The sequence below is a fragment of the Pseudomonas sp. KBN12P06040 genome (assembly GCF_037574965.1).
GTDB classification, from domain to species: Bacteria; Pseudomonadota; Gammaproteobacteria; order Pseudomonadales; family Pseudomonadaceae; genus Pseudomonas; species Pseudomonas aeruginosa.
Genome location: NZ_JBBELS010000001.1, coordinates 1,665,088 through 1,679,649 on the forward strand (window position 1 = coordinate 1,665,088; position 14,562 = coordinate 1,679,649).

The 14,562-nt window shown below is 66.2% G+C and carries 13 protein-coding genes; 8 read left to right on the forward strand and 5 right to left on the reverse strand.

The features are described 5' to 3' along the window. The first annotated feature begins 40 nt into the window (after nucleotides 1-40). Nucleotides 41-367: a Grx4 family monothiol glutaredoxin gene (gene grxD / locus VQ067_RS07840; protein ID WP_003092082.1), complete on the forward strand. Its 327-nt coding sequence runs from the start codon at nucleotides 41-43 to the stop codon at nucleotides 365-367. Between the two features lie 82 nt (nucleotides 368-449). Further along, a complete protein-coding gene (locus VQ067_RS07845) occupies nucleotides 450-1,601 on the forward strand; it encodes an MFS transporter (RefSeq protein ID WP_003104266.1) in 1,152 nt (383 codons plus the stop codon). A gap of 67 nt (nucleotides 1,602-1,668) precedes the next feature. Here VQ067_RS07845 and bfrB read toward each other — a convergent pair whose 3' ends face one another. Together bfrB and VQ067_RS07855 are read right to left on the reverse strand one after the other, a co-directional pair. Then, on the reverse strand, nucleotides 1,669-2,145 hold the full coding sequence (gene bfrB / locus VQ067_RS07850; RefSeq protein WP_003092078.1) for a bacterioferritin BfrB: 477 nt from the start codon (nucleotides 2,143-2,145) through the stop codon (nucleotides 1,669-1,671). Nucleotides 2,146-2,354: 209 nt separating this feature from the next. Beyond that, complete coding sequence (locus VQ067_RS07855; protein WP_003092075.1) at nucleotides 2,355-2,576, reverse strand: bacterioferritin-associated ferredoxin; 222 nt, start codon at nucleotides 2,574-2,576, stop codon at nucleotides 2,355-2,357. Between the two features lie 259 nt (nucleotides 2,577-2,835). On the opposite strand from VQ067_RS07855, the gene VQ067_RS07860 reads away from it, so the two are divergent. Beyond that, complete coding sequence (locus VQ067_RS07860) at nucleotides 2,836-3,438, forward strand: peroxiredoxin (protein WP_003092073.1); 603 nt, start codon at nucleotides 2,836-2,838, stop codon at nucleotides 3,436-3,438. 178 nt (nucleotides 3,439-3,616) lie between these two features. Here VQ067_RS07860 and rnt read toward each other — a convergent pair whose 3' ends face one another. Further along, on the reverse strand, nucleotides 3,617-4,291 hold the full coding sequence (rnt, locus tag VQ067_RS07865) for a ribonuclease T (protein ID WP_003092070.1): 675 nt from the start codon (nucleotides 4,289-4,291) through the stop codon (nucleotides 3,617-3,619). Next, a complete protein-coding gene (pyrC, locus tag VQ067_RS07870; protein WP_003092068.1) occupies nucleotides 4,288-5,334 on the reverse strand; it encodes a dihydroorotase in 1,047 nt (348 codons plus the stop codon). Before pyrC ends, rnt begins: the two co-directional genes overlap by 4 nt. Before the next feature lie 132 nt (nucleotides 5,335-5,466). Between pyrC and motY the strand changes: the two genes are divergently transcribed. Together motY and VQ067_RS07880 are read left to right on the forward strand one after the other, a co-directional pair. Further along, nucleotides 5,467-6,432, forward strand: coding sequence for a flagellar protein MotY (motY, locus tag VQ067_RS07875; RefSeq protein WP_003138116.1), 966 nt, complete (start codon nucleotides 5,467-5,469; stop codon nucleotides 6,430-6,432). Between the two features lie 117 nt (nucleotides 6,433-6,549). Continuing rightward, nucleotides 6,550-7,767, forward strand: coding sequence for an argininosuccinate synthase (locus VQ067_RS07880; RefSeq protein ID WP_003092065.1), 1,218 nt, complete (start codon nucleotides 6,550-6,552; stop codon nucleotides 7,765-7,767). A gap of 91 nt (nucleotides 7,768-7,858) precedes the next feature. Here the strand turns inward: VQ067_RS07880 and gloA are convergent, their stop codons facing one another. After that, nucleotides 7,859-8,245: a lactoylglutathione lyase gene (gene gloA, locus VQ067_RS07885; RefSeq protein WP_003110007.1), complete on the reverse strand. Its 387-nt coding sequence runs from the start codon at nucleotides 8,243-8,245 to the stop codon at nucleotides 7,859-7,861. 375 nt (nucleotides 8,246-8,620) lie between these two features. Here gloA and mexP point away from each other — a divergent pair, with 375 nt between their 5' ends. From mexP to opmE, 3 genes are read left to right on the forward strand one after another with little or no spacing between them, the layout of a single operon-like run. Then, nucleotides 8,621-9,778 carry a multidrug efflux RND transporter periplasmic adaptor subunit MexP gene (mexP, locus tag VQ067_RS07890; protein WP_003124272.1) on the forward strand — a complete coding sequence of 386 codons (1,158 nt, stop codon included), beginning with the start codon at nucleotides 8,621-8,623 and terminating at the stop codon, nucleotides 9,776-9,778. Further along, a complete protein-coding gene (mexQ, locus tag VQ067_RS07895; RefSeq protein ID WP_033991460.1) occupies nucleotides 9,775-12,936 on the forward strand; it encodes a multidrug efflux RND transporter permease subunit MexQ in 3,162 nt (1,053 codons plus the stop codon). The genes mexP and mexQ overlap by 4 nt, the downstream gene beginning before the upstream one ends. Next, nucleotides 12,933-14,408 carry a multidrug efflux transporter outer membrane subunit OpmE gene (opmE, locus tag VQ067_RS07900; RefSeq protein WP_033991458.1) on the forward strand — a complete coding sequence of 492 codons (1,476 nt, stop codon included), beginning with the start codon at nucleotides 12,933-12,935 and terminating at the stop codon, nucleotides 14,406-14,408. The genes mexQ and opmE overlap by 4 nt, the downstream gene beginning before the upstream one ends. Nucleotides 14,409-14,562: the final 154 nt, after the last annotated feature.

Genomic DNA, 14,562 nt, shown 5'->3' on the forward strand with positions numbered 1-14,562 from the left:
GCCGAGTTACCGTGTCGAAACGTTCCTGTTGAGGTAAGCCATGGACATCATCGAAACCATTAAAGAGCAGATCGCCAACAACCCCATCCTGCTGTACATGAAGGGTTCGCCGAACGCCCCGCAGTGCGGTTTCTCCTCGCGCGCGGCCCAGGTGCTGATGGCCTGTGGCGAGAAGTTCGCCTACGTCGACATCCTGCAGAACCCGGAAATCCGCGCCAACCTGCCGAAGTACGCGAACTGGCCGACCTTCCCGCAACTGTGGGTCAATGGCGAACTGGTCGGTGGCAGCGACATCCTCGCCGAGATGTTCGAGAAGGGCGAACTGCAGACCCTGGTCAAGGACGCGGCGGCCAAAGCCAACGCCTGATCCGCGCATCCGACGAAGAGCCCCGCCTTGTGCGGGGTTTCTTTTTTGTCCGGAGAAGCCAGCAAGGAAACCGGGAGCCTCCATGTCGGAAGTCAATCCTCGCCAGGGTCGCCTGGCTTGCATCTATTTCTTCGCCATGGCCGGGCTGGTCATCGGCAACCTGATGGGACGCATCCCGGCGCTCAAGGAGCAGACCCAGCTGGACGAGCGCGCGCTCGGCCAGGCCCTGCTCGGCGTCGGGGTCGGCGCGCTCACGGCGTTCCCGTTGAGCGGTTTTCTGGTCCAGCGCATCGGCAGTCGCAGCGTAGTGATCGGCGGTTGCCTGATCATGCTGCTGGTGTTTCCGCTGCTCGGCCTGAGCCAGGGCTGGTGGCAACTGGCCCTGGCCTTCTACGTGCTGGGCGTGAGCTTCGCCGGGATGGACGTGGCGATGAACATCCAGGCGGTGGATGTCGAGCGCCTGCTCGGCAAGCCCTGCATGTCCATGCTGCATGGCATGTACAGCCTCGGCTGCCTGGTCGGTGCGTTGAGCGCCGCGGCCCTGGCCGGACTGACGCCGTTCTGGCATTTCCTCATTCTCACCGCACTCGGCCTGCTGAGCCTGCCATTCTTCGTACGCGCGTTGCTTCCGCCGGACCCGAGCAAGGCGGGCGCGCGCAAGGGCGGCGGCTTCACCTTGCCGCCGCGGGCCTTGCTCGGCCTGGGCCTGCTGATTCTCTGCGCGTTCGTTTCCGAGGGCGGCGTGGCTGACTGGAGCGCGCTGTTCCTGCACAGCGTTCTGGATGCTTCCGAGCGGGTGGCGGCGCTGGGCTTCGCGGCGTTTTCCGCGGCGATGGTGGTGGGGCGCCTGTTCGGCGACCGCCTGCGCGGACGCATCGACGATGCGCCATTGCTGCGCGGCCTGGGTTCGCTGGCCACGCTGGGCATGCTGGTGGCGCTGTTCAGCCCCTGGCCGGCGCTGAGCATCGCCGGTTTCGGGGTGGTTGGCCTGGGACTGTCGGTGATGGTGCCGATCGTGATCAGCGCTGCTGGCAACCAGCCGGGCATCGATCCGGTGATCGGGGTCGCCGCCGTCTCTACCGTGGGGTATGGCGGACTGCTGATGGGGCCGCCGCTGATCGGCCTGCTGGCCCACGAGATCGGCCTGCGCTGGGCATTGCTGGTGCTGGTCGGTCTTTGCCTGTTGCTGGCCCTGCGCGCCGATCTGGTCCGGCGCAGGCCGCGCAGCGCCTGAGGCTTTCTGGCGGGCAAGAAAAAAGCGCCGACGGGGCAGGCCGCCGGCGCTTCGTCGTGGTTCCCGATCAGTCGTCTTCGTGCATGTGCGACTGCAGGTAGTTCTCCAGGCCGACTTTCTGGATCAGGCCCAGTTGGGTCTCCAGGTAGTCGATGTGCTCTTCTTCCGACTCCAGGATGTCCTTCAGCAGGTCGCGGCTGACGTAGTCGTGCACCTGCTCGCAATGCACGATGGCTTCGCGCAGGTCCTTGGTCGCCTTCAGCTCCAGGTTCAGGTCGCACTGCAGCATTTCCTGGGTGTTCTCGCCGATCAGCAGCTTGCCGAGGTCCTGCAGGTTGGGCAGGCCTTCGAGGAACAGGATGCGCTCGATGAGCTTGTCGGCATGCTTCATCTCGTCGATCGACTCGTGGTACTCGTGGGCGCCGAGGCGCTTCAGGCCCCAGTCGTTCCACATGCGCGAGTGGAGGAAGTACTGGTTGATCGCGATCAGCTCGTTGCCGAGGATCTTGTTGAGGTGCTGGATGACTTTCTTGTCGCCTTTCATGCCGAATCCTGCCGTCGTAGTGGGTGTGATTCGCCAAGTTTGGCCGCGACGAAGCAGGGTGTCAAACCTAAGTTATTGAAATATAAGGGAAAAAGAATATGAATACGAATGTTTTCTTTCCGCGTTCTGCCGCTAAGTCATTGAATTGAAGGCATAAAAAAACCGGGCGCCAGGCCCGGTTCTTCTGAAAGAGGGATAAAAAATATTTTTCAGGCAGCGACGAACGCCGTAGTCCCGAACGCCGGTACCGGCTGGGCACTCTGCAGGTCGTTGAGGGTTTCGCGTACCACCTGCTTGGCCAGGCATGCGCACTTGCCGCACTGGGTACCGACGCCGGTGGCTTCGCGAACCTCACGATAGCTGCAGCAGCCTTCGTAGATGGCATCGCGGATCTGGTTGTCGGTAACACCTTGGCAGAGGCAGACGTACATGGCGATCTGGCTACTGGGAAGTTGAGTTGGAAAAGATACTAATAATAATGAGAATGATTGTCAAAGTTCCCTGGAGCGTTTTAGTCGGGTTTTTTTCGCCCCCCGACAAATGGCTTTGTCGGACAAAGACTTAGCGCCGGCTGGGGCGGGGTGTATGATGGTTGTTTCCCGGGGAACGGCGCCCCTGCCATCGAGGCTTCACGAGGAGCCGGCAGGCTGCGGTGCCGTCCTTCAACCTTCCGCTTAAAGGAGACATGGAATGAGCGTACTCGTAGGTAAGAAAGCGCCTGACTTCAACGTTGCCGCGGTACTGGGCAATGGCGAGATCGTCGAGAGCTTCACCCTGTCCGAGGCCATCAAGGGCAAGTACGGCCTGGTGTTCTTCTATCCGCTGGACTTCACCTTCGTCTGCCCGTCCGAGCTGATCGCCCTGGACCACCGCATCCCGGAATTCCAGGCGCGCAACGTCGAGGTGATCGGCGTTTCCATCGACTCCCACTTCACCCACAACGCCTGGCGCAACACCCCGGTGGACAAGGGCGGCATCGGCGCCGTCAAGTACACCCTGGCGGCCGACACCAAGCACGAGATCGCCAAGGCCTATGACGTCGAGTCCGACGGTGGCGTGGCCTTCCGTGGCGCGTTCCTGATCGACAAGGAAGGCGTTGTGCGCTCGCAGATCGTCAACGACCTGCCGCTGGGCCGCAACATGGACGAGCTGCTGCGTCTGGTCGATGCCCTGCAGTTCCATGAGGAGCACGGCGAAGTCTGCCCGGCCAACTGGAAGAAGGGCGACAAGGGCATGACCGCATCGCCCGAAGGCGTGGCCAAGTACCTGGCCGAGAACGCCAGCAAGCTGTAAGAAGAGCCTGCTTCGCGCGTTGGAAAAAGCCCCGCTTCGGCGGGGCTTTTTCATGGGCTCGCGAGGGCCGGCAGCCCCATCCCAGGTCACGCGCCTCGCTCCGAAGAGGGGGAGATTGCCTGACCGGTCGCGTAGGACGGATAACGTCCTGGCGTTATCCGCCTAAGTGGGCCGAGGCTCAGTCGTCGTCATCCATCCAGCCGCCCATTTCCTTCCAGCGGTTGACGATGCCGCAGAACAGCTCGGCGGTCTTCTCGGTGTCGTAGCGTGCCGAGTGCGCCTCGCGGTTGTCGAACTCCATGCCGGCGGCCTGGCAGGCCTTGGCCAGGACCGTCTGGCCGTAGGCGAGGCCAGCCAGGGTGGCGGTGTCGAAGCTGGAGAAGGGATGGAACGGATTGCGCTTGATCCCGGTACGCGCCACGGCGGCATTGAGGAAACCGAGGTCGAAGCTGCTGTTGTGGCCGACCAGGATCGCCCGCTTGCAGCCATTGGCCTTCAGCGCCTTGCGGATGCCGCGGAAGATCTCGGTGAGTGCCGCTTCCTCCTGCACCGCCATGCGTAGCGGGTGGTCGAGCTTGATGCCGGTGAATTCCAGCGCGGCCGGCTCGATGTTGGCGCCTTCGAAGGGCTCGATGCGGAAGAAGTAGGTGTGTTCCGGGAACAGGAAGCCTTTCTCGTCCATGCCGACGGTGGTCGCGGCGATTTCCAGCAGCGCGTCGGTGGCCGAGTTGAAGCCGCCGGTCTCGACGTCCACCACTACCGGCAGGTAGCCGCGGAAGCGGCGCGCCATCGGATGGCGCGGGCCGCTGGGGAGACTGCCGTCGAATTCGTCGTCGAAGTTGTCTTCGCTCATGCCCCGGCCTCCAGCAGTTTCCAGCGGAGTGTCTCGCCGGCGCGCAGCGGCACCACGTCGAAGTCGCCGAAGGGGAGGCTGGCGGGCGCCTGCCACTCCTCGCGGACCAGGGTGATCCGGTCGGTGTTGCGCGGCAAGCCATAGAAATCCGGGCCATGCAGGCTAGCGAAGCCTTCCAGCTTGTCCAGCGCATTGCGCTGTTCGAAGGCCTCGGCATACAGCTCGATGGCGGCGTAGGCGCTGTAGCAGCCGGCGCAACCGCAGGCGGCTTCCTTGGCGTGGCGGGCGTGCGGCGCCGAGTCGGTGCCGAGGAAGAATTTCGGGTTGCCGCTCACCGCGGCGTCCAGCAGGGCTTCCTGGTGGGTGTTGCGCTTGAGGATCGGCAGGCAATAGAAATGCGGACGGATACCGCCGACCAGCATGTGGTTGCGGTTGTACAGCAGGTGATGGGCGGTAATGGTCGCGCCGACGTTGGCCGGGGCTTCCCGGACGAACTGGGCGGCGTCGCCGGTGGTGATGTGCTCGAAGACCACTTTCAGGGTCGGGAAGCGCTCGACCACCCGGCGCAGGTGCTCGTCGATGAACTGCTTCTCACGATCGAATACGTCGACCTCGGCGCGGGTCACCTCGCCATGCACCAGCAGCGGCATGCCGACCTCGGCCATCGCCTCGAGCGCTTCGAAGATATTGTCGATGCGGGTCACGCCAGAGTCCGAGTTGGTGGTGGCGCCTGCCGGATAGAGCTTGGCGGCATGCACGAAGCCGCTGGCCTTGGCGGTACGGATTTCCTCAGCGCTGGTGCGGTCGGTGAGGTACAGCACCATCAGCGGCTCGAAGCGGCTGGCGGCGGGGCGGGCGGCGAGGATGCGCTGCCGGTAGGCGTCGGCTTCGGCGGCGTTGCGCACCGGCGGCACCAGGTTCGGCATGACGATGGCGCGGCCGAAGGTGCGGGCGGCGTCGCCGACGGTATTGGCCAGCGCGGCACCGTCACGCAGGTGAATGTGCCAGTCGTCGGGGCGCAGGAGGGTGAGACGGTCGGACATGGGGCTTCCAGGACGGGATTTCGTGGGGGGAAATGCTACCGGAAAAGGGGGGGCGGGGCACTCGCTATCAAGTTTTGTCCGGCCCGTCCGATACATCCTTCGTATTTGGACGCTTTCCCGGAGCCCGCCGTCGTGCAGCCGCGCCTTCTTCTATTGCCTTTCCTGCTCAGCAGCCTGCCGGCACTGGCGGTGACCTTCCAGACGCGGCTGGAGAGCGTCGAGTGGAAGGTCGAAGGCGACCAGTTCGAATGCCGCCTGTCGCAGCCGGTGGCGAATTTCGGGGTCGGCGAGTTCGTCCGGCGTGCCGGCGAGCAGGCGACCTTCCGCCTGAAGCCCGAGGCCCAGTGGCTGGGGCGCGGGTCGGCGACCCTGCTGGCTGCCGCGCCGCCCTGGCGACCGGGACAGGGCGACATCAACCTTGGCCAGGTCAGCATCGGCAGCGGCGAGGTGCCGTTCAACAGCAGCCAGCAACAGGCCGGTCGGTTGCTCACCGGCCTGCTCGAGGGGCGCAGCCCGCTGGTCCGCCATCGCACCTGGCAGGGCGATCGCCTGGAGGTGCGCCTGCTGCCGGCGCGCTTCGCCAGCGTCTACAGCCAGTACCAGGCCTGCATCGCCAAGCTGCTGCCGGTGAACTTCGAGCAGGTCAAGCTGGCCCAGGTCGGCTTCCCCGACGGCGGCACGGCGCTGAACGACGTGGCGCGAGCCAAGCTGGACATCATCCTGCAACTGCTCAAGGCCGATCCGAGCATCAACCGGATCGAACTCGACGGGCACTCCGACAACAGCGGCAACCGCCTGACCAACCGCGACCTGTCGCGCCGCCGCGCGCTGGCGGTGCAGGAGTACCTGAAGAGCAACGGGGTGCCGGAAAGCCAGATCAACGTGCGCTTCTACGGCGAGCGCTACCCGCTGGTGGCCAACAACAGCGCCGCCAACCGTGCGCGCAACCGCCGGGTCACCGTGCACCTGTCGCGCGAGGCGGTGGTCGAGCCGGCGACGGAAGCGCCGAAGGCCGAGGACAAGCCGGCGCCGCCCGCGGCAGAACCTGCCGCACCGAAGCCTCCGGCCGCCTCGCTTCAGGGAAAACCCACGGTTTGAGTCGCGCAAACGATAGAATCTGTCGCTTTTGCGTCTAAAGCTGTCGCCCCTCTGTAATTTCCCGAATGCCCTGCGTAGAATTGTCGCTTTTCGTGACGACCCCCGTGGAGTGATGGCATGGCGGATGTGAAGAAGGTAGTCCTGGCGTATTCCGGCGGCCTGGATACCTCGGTAATTCTGAAGTGGTTGCAAGATACCTATAACTGCGAAGTGGTGACCTTCACCGCCGACCTCGGCCAGGGCGAGGAAGTCGAACCGGCTCGCGCCAAGGCCCGCGCGATGGGCGTCAAGGAAATCTACATCGACGACCTGCGCGAAGAATTCGTCCGCGACTTCGTCTACCCGATGTTCCGCGCCAACACCGTCTACGAAGGCGAGTACCTGCTGGGCACTTCCATCGCTCGTCCGCTGATCGCCAAGCGCCTGATCGAGATCGCCAACGAGACCGGCGCCGACGCCATCTCCCACGGCGCCACCGGCAAGGGCAACGACCAGGTCCGCTTCGAGCTGGGCGCCTACGCGCTGAAGCCCGGCGTCAAGGTGATCGCGCCCTGGCGCGAGTGGGACCTGCTGTCCCGCGAGAAGCTGATGGACTATGCCGAGAAGCACGGCATCCCGATCGAGCGCCACGGCAAGAAGAAGTCGCCGTACTCGATGGACGCCAACCTCCTGCATATCTCCTACGAAGGCGGCGTGCTGGAAGATACCTGGACCGAGCACGAAGAAGACATGTGGAAGTGGACCGCTTCCCCGGAAAACGCGCCGGACACCCCGACCTACATCGAGCTGACCTACCGCAAGGGCGACATCGTCGCCATCGACGGCAAGGACATGACCCCGGCCGAGGTGCTCACCGAGCTGAACCGCGTCGGCGGGATCAACGGCATCGGCCGCCTCGACATCGTCGAGAACCGCTATGTCGGCATGAAGTCCCGTGGCTGCTACGAGACCCCCGGCGGCACCATCATGCTCAAGGCCCACCGCGCCATCGAGTCGATCACCCTGGACCGCGAAGTGGCCCACCTGAAAGACGAGCTGATGCCCAAGTACGCCAGCCTGATCTACACCGGCTACTGGTGGAGCCCGGAGCGCCTGATGCTGCAGCAGATGATCGACGCCTCGCAGGTCAACGTGAACGGCGTAGTGCGCCTGAAGCTGTACAAGGGCAACGTCGTGGTGGTGGGCCGCAAGTCCGACGACTCGCTGTTCGACGCCAACATCGCGACCTTCGAGGAAGACGGCGGCGCCTACAACCAGGCCGATGCCGCGGGCTTCATCAAGCTCAACGCGCTGCGCATGCGCATCGCCGCGAACAAGGGCCGCACGCTGTCCTGACCGACGTGCGCCGCCTGCGATGGAACGAAGAACCCCGGCCATGAGCCGGGGTTCTTCGTTCCTGATTGCTGAAAGCGATAGCCGGGGCCGTTCAGGAAGACTTCTGGATCAGTTCGATCTTGTAGCCGTCCGGGTCGGTCACGAAGGCGATCACGGTGGTGCCGTGCTTCATCGGCCCGGCTTCGCGGGTGACCTGGCCGCCGTTGTTGCGGATGTCGTCGCAGGCCTGGTAGGCGTCGTCGACCTCGATGGCGATATGGCCGTAGCCGGTGCCGATCTCGTAGGCATCCACGCCCCAGTTGTGGGTAAGCTCGATCACCGCGGAATCCGCCTCGTTGCCATAGCCCACGAAGGCGAGGGTGAACTGGCCGTCGGGATAGTCGTTCTTCCTGAGCAGGGTCATGCCTAGCACCCGGGTATAGAAATCGATCGAGCGATCGATGTTTCCGACCCGGATCATGGTATGGAGAATGCGCATTTTCAGTGCCTCGAGCTTCACGGTCAAAGGCGGATTTTACCATGCGGCCGGCAACCGGCTGCGAGATCGGGATCGTCCCCGTCCCGGCGACCGGCCCTTTGCCGGACTTCCCTTCCTACAGGGTTTTTCGCCTCTTCCCTGAGCTGGCCGTCGATAGCCGGTCGGCCTGCCTCCGCCACCCTCCCGGGCTGCCCGCTGCGTCTCCGAGCGTGCCAGGTGTCCCGCCTCCGGTGAGCTGCCGAAAGCTCGCTGCGCCTTCGCCATGAGGACGGAAAAAGGGGGGTTGACCTTACCAAGGTGTCAAGGTCGATAACCGGCCACGGAAGCGGTTTCGTCCAGCCAGGCCACGCAGGCTCAGACCAGGAAGGCATAACAATGAATCTCAGACACTTCATCCGCATCACCGCGACGCTAGGCGTCGCGGCCCTTATCGCTGGCTGCGGGGAATCGGCGCCGCCCGGGGCGGCGAGCGCCCCGCCAAGCGTTCCCGTCGCCGAGGTGGTGGTTCGCCCGGTGACACCCTACGCCGAGTTCACCGGCTCGCTGACCGCTGTCGAGCAGGTAGAACTACGGCCGCGCGTCGCCGGCTACATCCAGGACGTTACGGTGCCGGAAGGCCGCCTGGTAGAGAAGGGCCAGCAACTGTTCCTCATCGACCCGCGCGTGTTCAAGGCGGCGCAGGATGCCGCCAGGGCACGCCTGCGCGAGGCCGAGGCCGCGGCGTTGCTGGCGCGCACCGAACACGAGCGAGCCGAGCTGCTGTATGCGCGGAAGGTCGTCGCCCGGGAGCGGCTCGACAGCGCCATCGCCTCGCGCAATGCCAGCAAGGCCCAGGTCGATGCGGCCAGGGCCGCCCTCGACGCGGCGCAACTGGATCTCGGCTTCACGCGGGTGACGGCACCGATCGGCGGGCGTGTCGGGCATATCCAGGTCACCGAGGGCAACTACGTCACCAATGGCGTCACCGCGCTGACCAGCATCGTCTCGGTCGATCCGCTGTACGTGTACTTCGATGTCGACGAGCGCACCTACCTGCAGGCCCTGGCGCCGACCCGCGGCAGGGAGGGCGAGCAGGCCCCCAGGGTCAAGGTGGCGTTGCTCACCGACGAGTCCTATGGACGAAGCAGTCGCCTCGATTTCCTCGCCAATGCCGCCGACCGCGGGACCGGCACGGTCCGGGTTCGGGCGGTGGTCGACAACCCGGACGGGCAACTGACGCCGGGGCTGTTCGCCAAGGTCAGGCTGGAGACCGGCAAGCCTCGCGCGCAGGTGCTGGTCGCCGACCATTCCATCGGCACCGACCAGGGCCGGCGCTATGTGCTGGTCGTCGACGAAGGCAACAAGACCCAGTACCGGCCGGTGGAACTTGGCCCGATGGTCGACGGCCTGCGGGTCGTCCGCCAGGGCCTGCAGCCGGGCGAGCGCATCGTCGTCAAGGGCCTGGTGCGGCCGGACATGCAGATCACGCCGCTCCTTGCGGAAATCGATGGCACGCCCGTCGACCTGTCGAAGACCGTGGGGGCCGCACAATGACATTCCCACGCTTCTTCATCGATAGGCCGATCTTCGCCATCGTTCTTTCGGTGCTGATGATGATCGGAGGCATCGTTTCGTTCTTCCAGTTGCCGCTGAGCGAATACCCGGCGGTGACGCCGCCGACCGTGCAGGTGACCACCGCCTATCCCGGCGCCAACCCCGACGTGATCGCGCAGACGGTGGCGACGCCACTGGAGCAGGCGATCACCGGGGTCGAGGGGATGCTGTACATGTCCTCGCAGTCGGCCACCGACGGGCGAATGATCCTGACCATCACCTTCGACCAGCACATCGATCCCGACATGGCCCAGATCCAGGTGCAGAACCGGGTCTCGCGGGTGCTCTCGCGCCTGCCCGACGAGGTGCAGCGGCAGGGCGTGGTCACCCAGAAGACCTCGCCGGACATCCTCATGGTGGTGCACCTGCTGTCGCCGGAACAACGCTACGACCCGCTGTACATCTCGAACTACGCCTACCTCCAGGTGCGCGACGAACTGCTGCGCCTGCCGGGGATCAGCGATGTGGTGGTGTGGGGCGCCGGCGAATACAGCATGCGCCTGTGGCTCGACCCCGACCTGATCGCCGCGCGCGGGCTGACGGCGGGCGAGGTGATCGCCGCGGTTCGCGAACAGAACGTCCAGGTGGCGGCCGGCGCTGTCGGCCAGGCGCCGGACTCCACCGCGGCCTTCCAGGTCACGGTGAATACCCTCGGGCGCCTGAGCGACGAAGAGCAGTTCGGCGACATCATCGTCCGCACCGGCGCCGACGGCCAGGTGACGCGCCTGCGCGACGTCGCGCGGATCGAGATGGGCGGCGATGCCTATGCGCTGCGCAGCCTGCTGGACGGCGAGCCGGCGGTGGCCTTGCAGATCGTCCAGAGCCCCGGAGCCAACGCGCTGGATACCGCCGAGGCGGTGCGTGCCATCGTGGCGAGGCTCGAAGGCAACTTCCCGGCCGGCCTGAGCGCGCGCATCGCCTACGACCCGACAGTGTTCGTCCGCGCTTCGTTGCAGACCGTGGCCACCACCCTGCTGGAGGCGATCCTGCTGGTCGTGGTGGTGGTGGTGCTGTTCCTGCGTAGCTGGCGTGCTTCGCTGATTCCGCTGATGGCCGTGCCGGTCTCGCTGGTCGGCACCTTCGCCATCATGCATCTGATGGGTTTCTCGCTGAATACCCTGTCGCTGTTCGGCCTGGTGCTGTCGATCGGCATCGTCGTCGATGACGCCATCGTGGTGGTGGAAAACGTCGAGCGCCACATCGAGAACGGCGAGCCGCCGCTCCAGGCCGCGCGGCGTGCGATGGACGAGGTCACCGGGCCGATCATGGCGATCACCTCGGTGCTGGCGGCGGTGTTCATCCCCACGGCCTTTCTCAGTGGCCTGCAGGGCGAGTTCTATCGTCAGTTCGCCCTGACCATCGCCATCTCCACCATCCTGTCGGCGCTCAACTCGCTGACCCTCAGCCCGGCCCTGGCGGGCCTGCTGTTGCGTCCGCGGCCGGCCGGAGATGCGGTGGCGGGGCGTTTCCAGCGACTGCTCCAGGCCCTCGGCCGACCGTTGCGAAATGCCCCCGAGGCCTACGGCAACGCGGTGCGCAAGGTGGTGCGGGTGAGCGGCCTGGCCCTGGTGGTGTATGGGGGCCTGCTTGGCCTGACCTGGGTCGGTTTCCAGGCGGTGCCACCGGGCTTCGTGCCAATGCAGGACAAGTACTATCTGGTCGGCATCGCCCAGTTGCCGAACGGAGCGTCGCTGGAGCGTACCGATGCGGTGGTCAGGCAGATGTCCCGGATCGGCCTCGAGGAGCCGGGGGTGGAGAGCGTCGTGGCCTTCCCGGGCCTGTCGGTGAACGGTTTCGTCAACGTGCCGAACGCCGCGGTCATGTTCTTCATGCTCGATCCGTTCGAATCGCGCACCTCCGCCGATCTCGGCGCGCTGGCCATCGCCGGGCGCCTGCAAGCCAGGTTCGCCAGCATTCCCGACGGCTTCCTCGGGGTCTTCCCGCCGCCGCCGGTACCGGGGCTGGGAACCATCGGCGGCTTCAAGATGCAGGTCGAGGATCGCGGCGGCGCCGGGCTGGAAGCCCTGGCCAGGCAGACCCAGGTGCTGATGATGAAGGCCACTGAGTCCGGCCAGCTCGGGGGCTTGATGACCAGCTTCGATATCAATGCCCCGCAGCTCGAGGTGGTGGTCGACCGCACCAAGGTGAAGAGCCAGGGCGTTCGCCTGGCCGATGTGTTCGAGGCATTGCAGGTCTACCTCGGCTCGCTGTACATCAACGACTTCAACCGCTTCGGTCGCACCTACAAGGTCACTGCCCAGGCCGATGCGCCGCACCGCATGCAGGCCGAAGCCATCGGGCGCCTGCAGGTACGCAATGCCGCCGGGGCGATGTTGCCGCTGTCCTCGTTCGTCACCGTGACGCCCAGCTCCGGTCCCGACCGGGTGATCCACTACAACGGCTATCCGTCGGCCGATATCAGCGGCGGCGCGCTTCCCGGCGTCAGTTCGGGACAGGCGGTGGCGTTGATGGAGCGCCTGGCCGGCGAAGTGCTGCCCGAGGGCATGACCTTCGAATGGACCGACCTGACCTACCAGCAGAAGCTGGCCGGCAACAGCGCGCTGTTCATCTTCCCGCTGTGCGTGCTGCTGGCCTACCTGATCCTCGCCGCGCAGTACAACAGCTGGCTGTTGCCGCTGGCGGTCCTGCTGATCGTGCCGATGTGCCTGCTCAGCGCGATCGCCGGGGTGTGGCTGGTGGGCGGCGACAACAACGTGTTCGTCCAGATCGGGCTGGTGGTGCTGGTCGGCCTGGCGGCGAAGAACGCGATCCTGATCGTCGAGTTCGCCCGCACGCTGGAGGCCGAGGGCGCCCGTGCGCTGGAGGCGGTGGTCGAGGCTTGCCGCCTGCGCCTGCGGCCGATCCTGATGACCTCGCTGGCGTTCATCGCCGGCGTGGTGCCGTTGGTCATGGCCAGCGGCGCCGGAGCGGAAATGCGCCAGGCCATGGGCGTCGCGGTATTCGCCGGGATGCTCGGGGTGACGCTGTTCGGCCTGTTCCTCACGCCAGTGTTCTACGTACTGGTACGGGCACTGGCGGCGCGCCTGGAGCCACGCGCCGGCGGCAGCCTGGCGCATCTGGAGGGAGGCCGTCCATGAAGCCATACCTGCGGTCTTCGTTGAGCGCGCTGATCCTGCTGGGCGGCTGTGCCGCGGTGGGGCCCGACTATGCGCCGCCGAGCGCGTCCGCACCGGCCAGCTTCGGCGCGATGCCGGCGGGTATCGATGGCAGTGGCGTGGAAATCGAGTGGTGGCGCGGGTTCGACGAGCCAGCCCTGGAGTCTCTGATCCAGCGGGCGCTCGCGGCGAACCTCGACATCGCCCTTGCCGGCGCGCGCCTGGACGAAGCGAAGGCGCTGCTGCGCGAGAACCGCGAGGAGTTCCTGCCGCGCGGCGGGCCGGCGTTCGATTACCAGGCCCGGCGGCGCGGCGAGGTGGAAACACCGGCCGGCCAGCAGCGCGACATCGAGACCTATCGCGGCGCGCTGGATGCTTCCTGGGAAATCGACCTGTTCGGCCGGGTGCGGCGCTCGGTGGAGGCCGCCGAGGCGCAGGCGGGTTCGCGCGAGGCCCTGCTGCGCAACGTGCAGGCGAGCGTCGCGGCTACGGTTGCCATGACCTGGTTCCAGCTACAGGGCATCGAGGCCGAACTTGCGGTGGTCCATGACATCGCCGGCAACCAGCGCGACAGCCTGGAGATGGTCGAGCGCCTGGTCAGCGCCGGCTCCGCCCACGAGTTCGACCGGTTGCGCGCCGAAGCGTTATTGCACAACGTCGAGGCGGCCGTGCCCGACCTCGAACGGCGCCGCGCCGCCACCCGCAATGCGCTGGCCGTTCTCCTCGCGGAAGCCCCGCAGGCCTTCAGCCCGCCGGTCGCCCGCGCCTCCGGGGAAAGGCTGACGCTCCGCACCCTCGGGGTCGGCGACCCGGGGGGACTGCTGGCGCGTCGCGCCGACATCGCCGCGGCCGAACGCAACCTGGCGGCCGCGACCGCACGTATCGGCGTCGAGACCGCGGGGCTGTATCCGCAGGTCGAGGTACGCGGCTCGATCGGCCTGGTCGCCGGCAATCTCGATGCTTTGGACGAGAGTGGTACGTCCTTCAACGTCTTGAACCCGGTGATTCGCTGGGCGTTACTCGACCGCGGTCGCGTGCGGGCGCGGATCGCCGCCAGCGAAGCCCGTGCGCAGGAGGCATTGATCCTCTACGACCGGACGGTGCTGCGCGCCCTGCAGGAGACCGATGATGCCTTCAACGGCTATGGCGCTGCCGCTGACAGGCTCCGCCTGCGCCTGCTCGAGGCGACGGCCAATCGCGAGGCGGCGCGCCTGGCCCGGGAACGCTTCGTCCAGGGGGACGGCGAGTACCTGGACGTGCTCGAGGCGGAACGCTCGGACTACCTCAGCCGGCGCGCATTGAGCATCGCGCGCACCGAGCAGCGCCTTGCCGTCGTGGGTATCTACAAGGCGCTGGGTGGTGGCTGGGAAGCCTGTGCGGGGGCGCGGCGCTGTGGCGTGGCTACCGACGATACCTCTCCAGGCGTGGCACGGCAGCGCGACAGTCGCTCCTGATCAGCCGCCGGCGGCTTCCGGCCGCCGGCCTTCGCTCGACTGCCTGGGTCGAGGGCCGTGCGGCGCGTCCTCCGGTTATTTGGCGAACCCCGGGAGTACGGATTGCCTGGCGCGGATCGCTCGTCCCTGTCCGCCTTATCGATAAGTCGGTTCC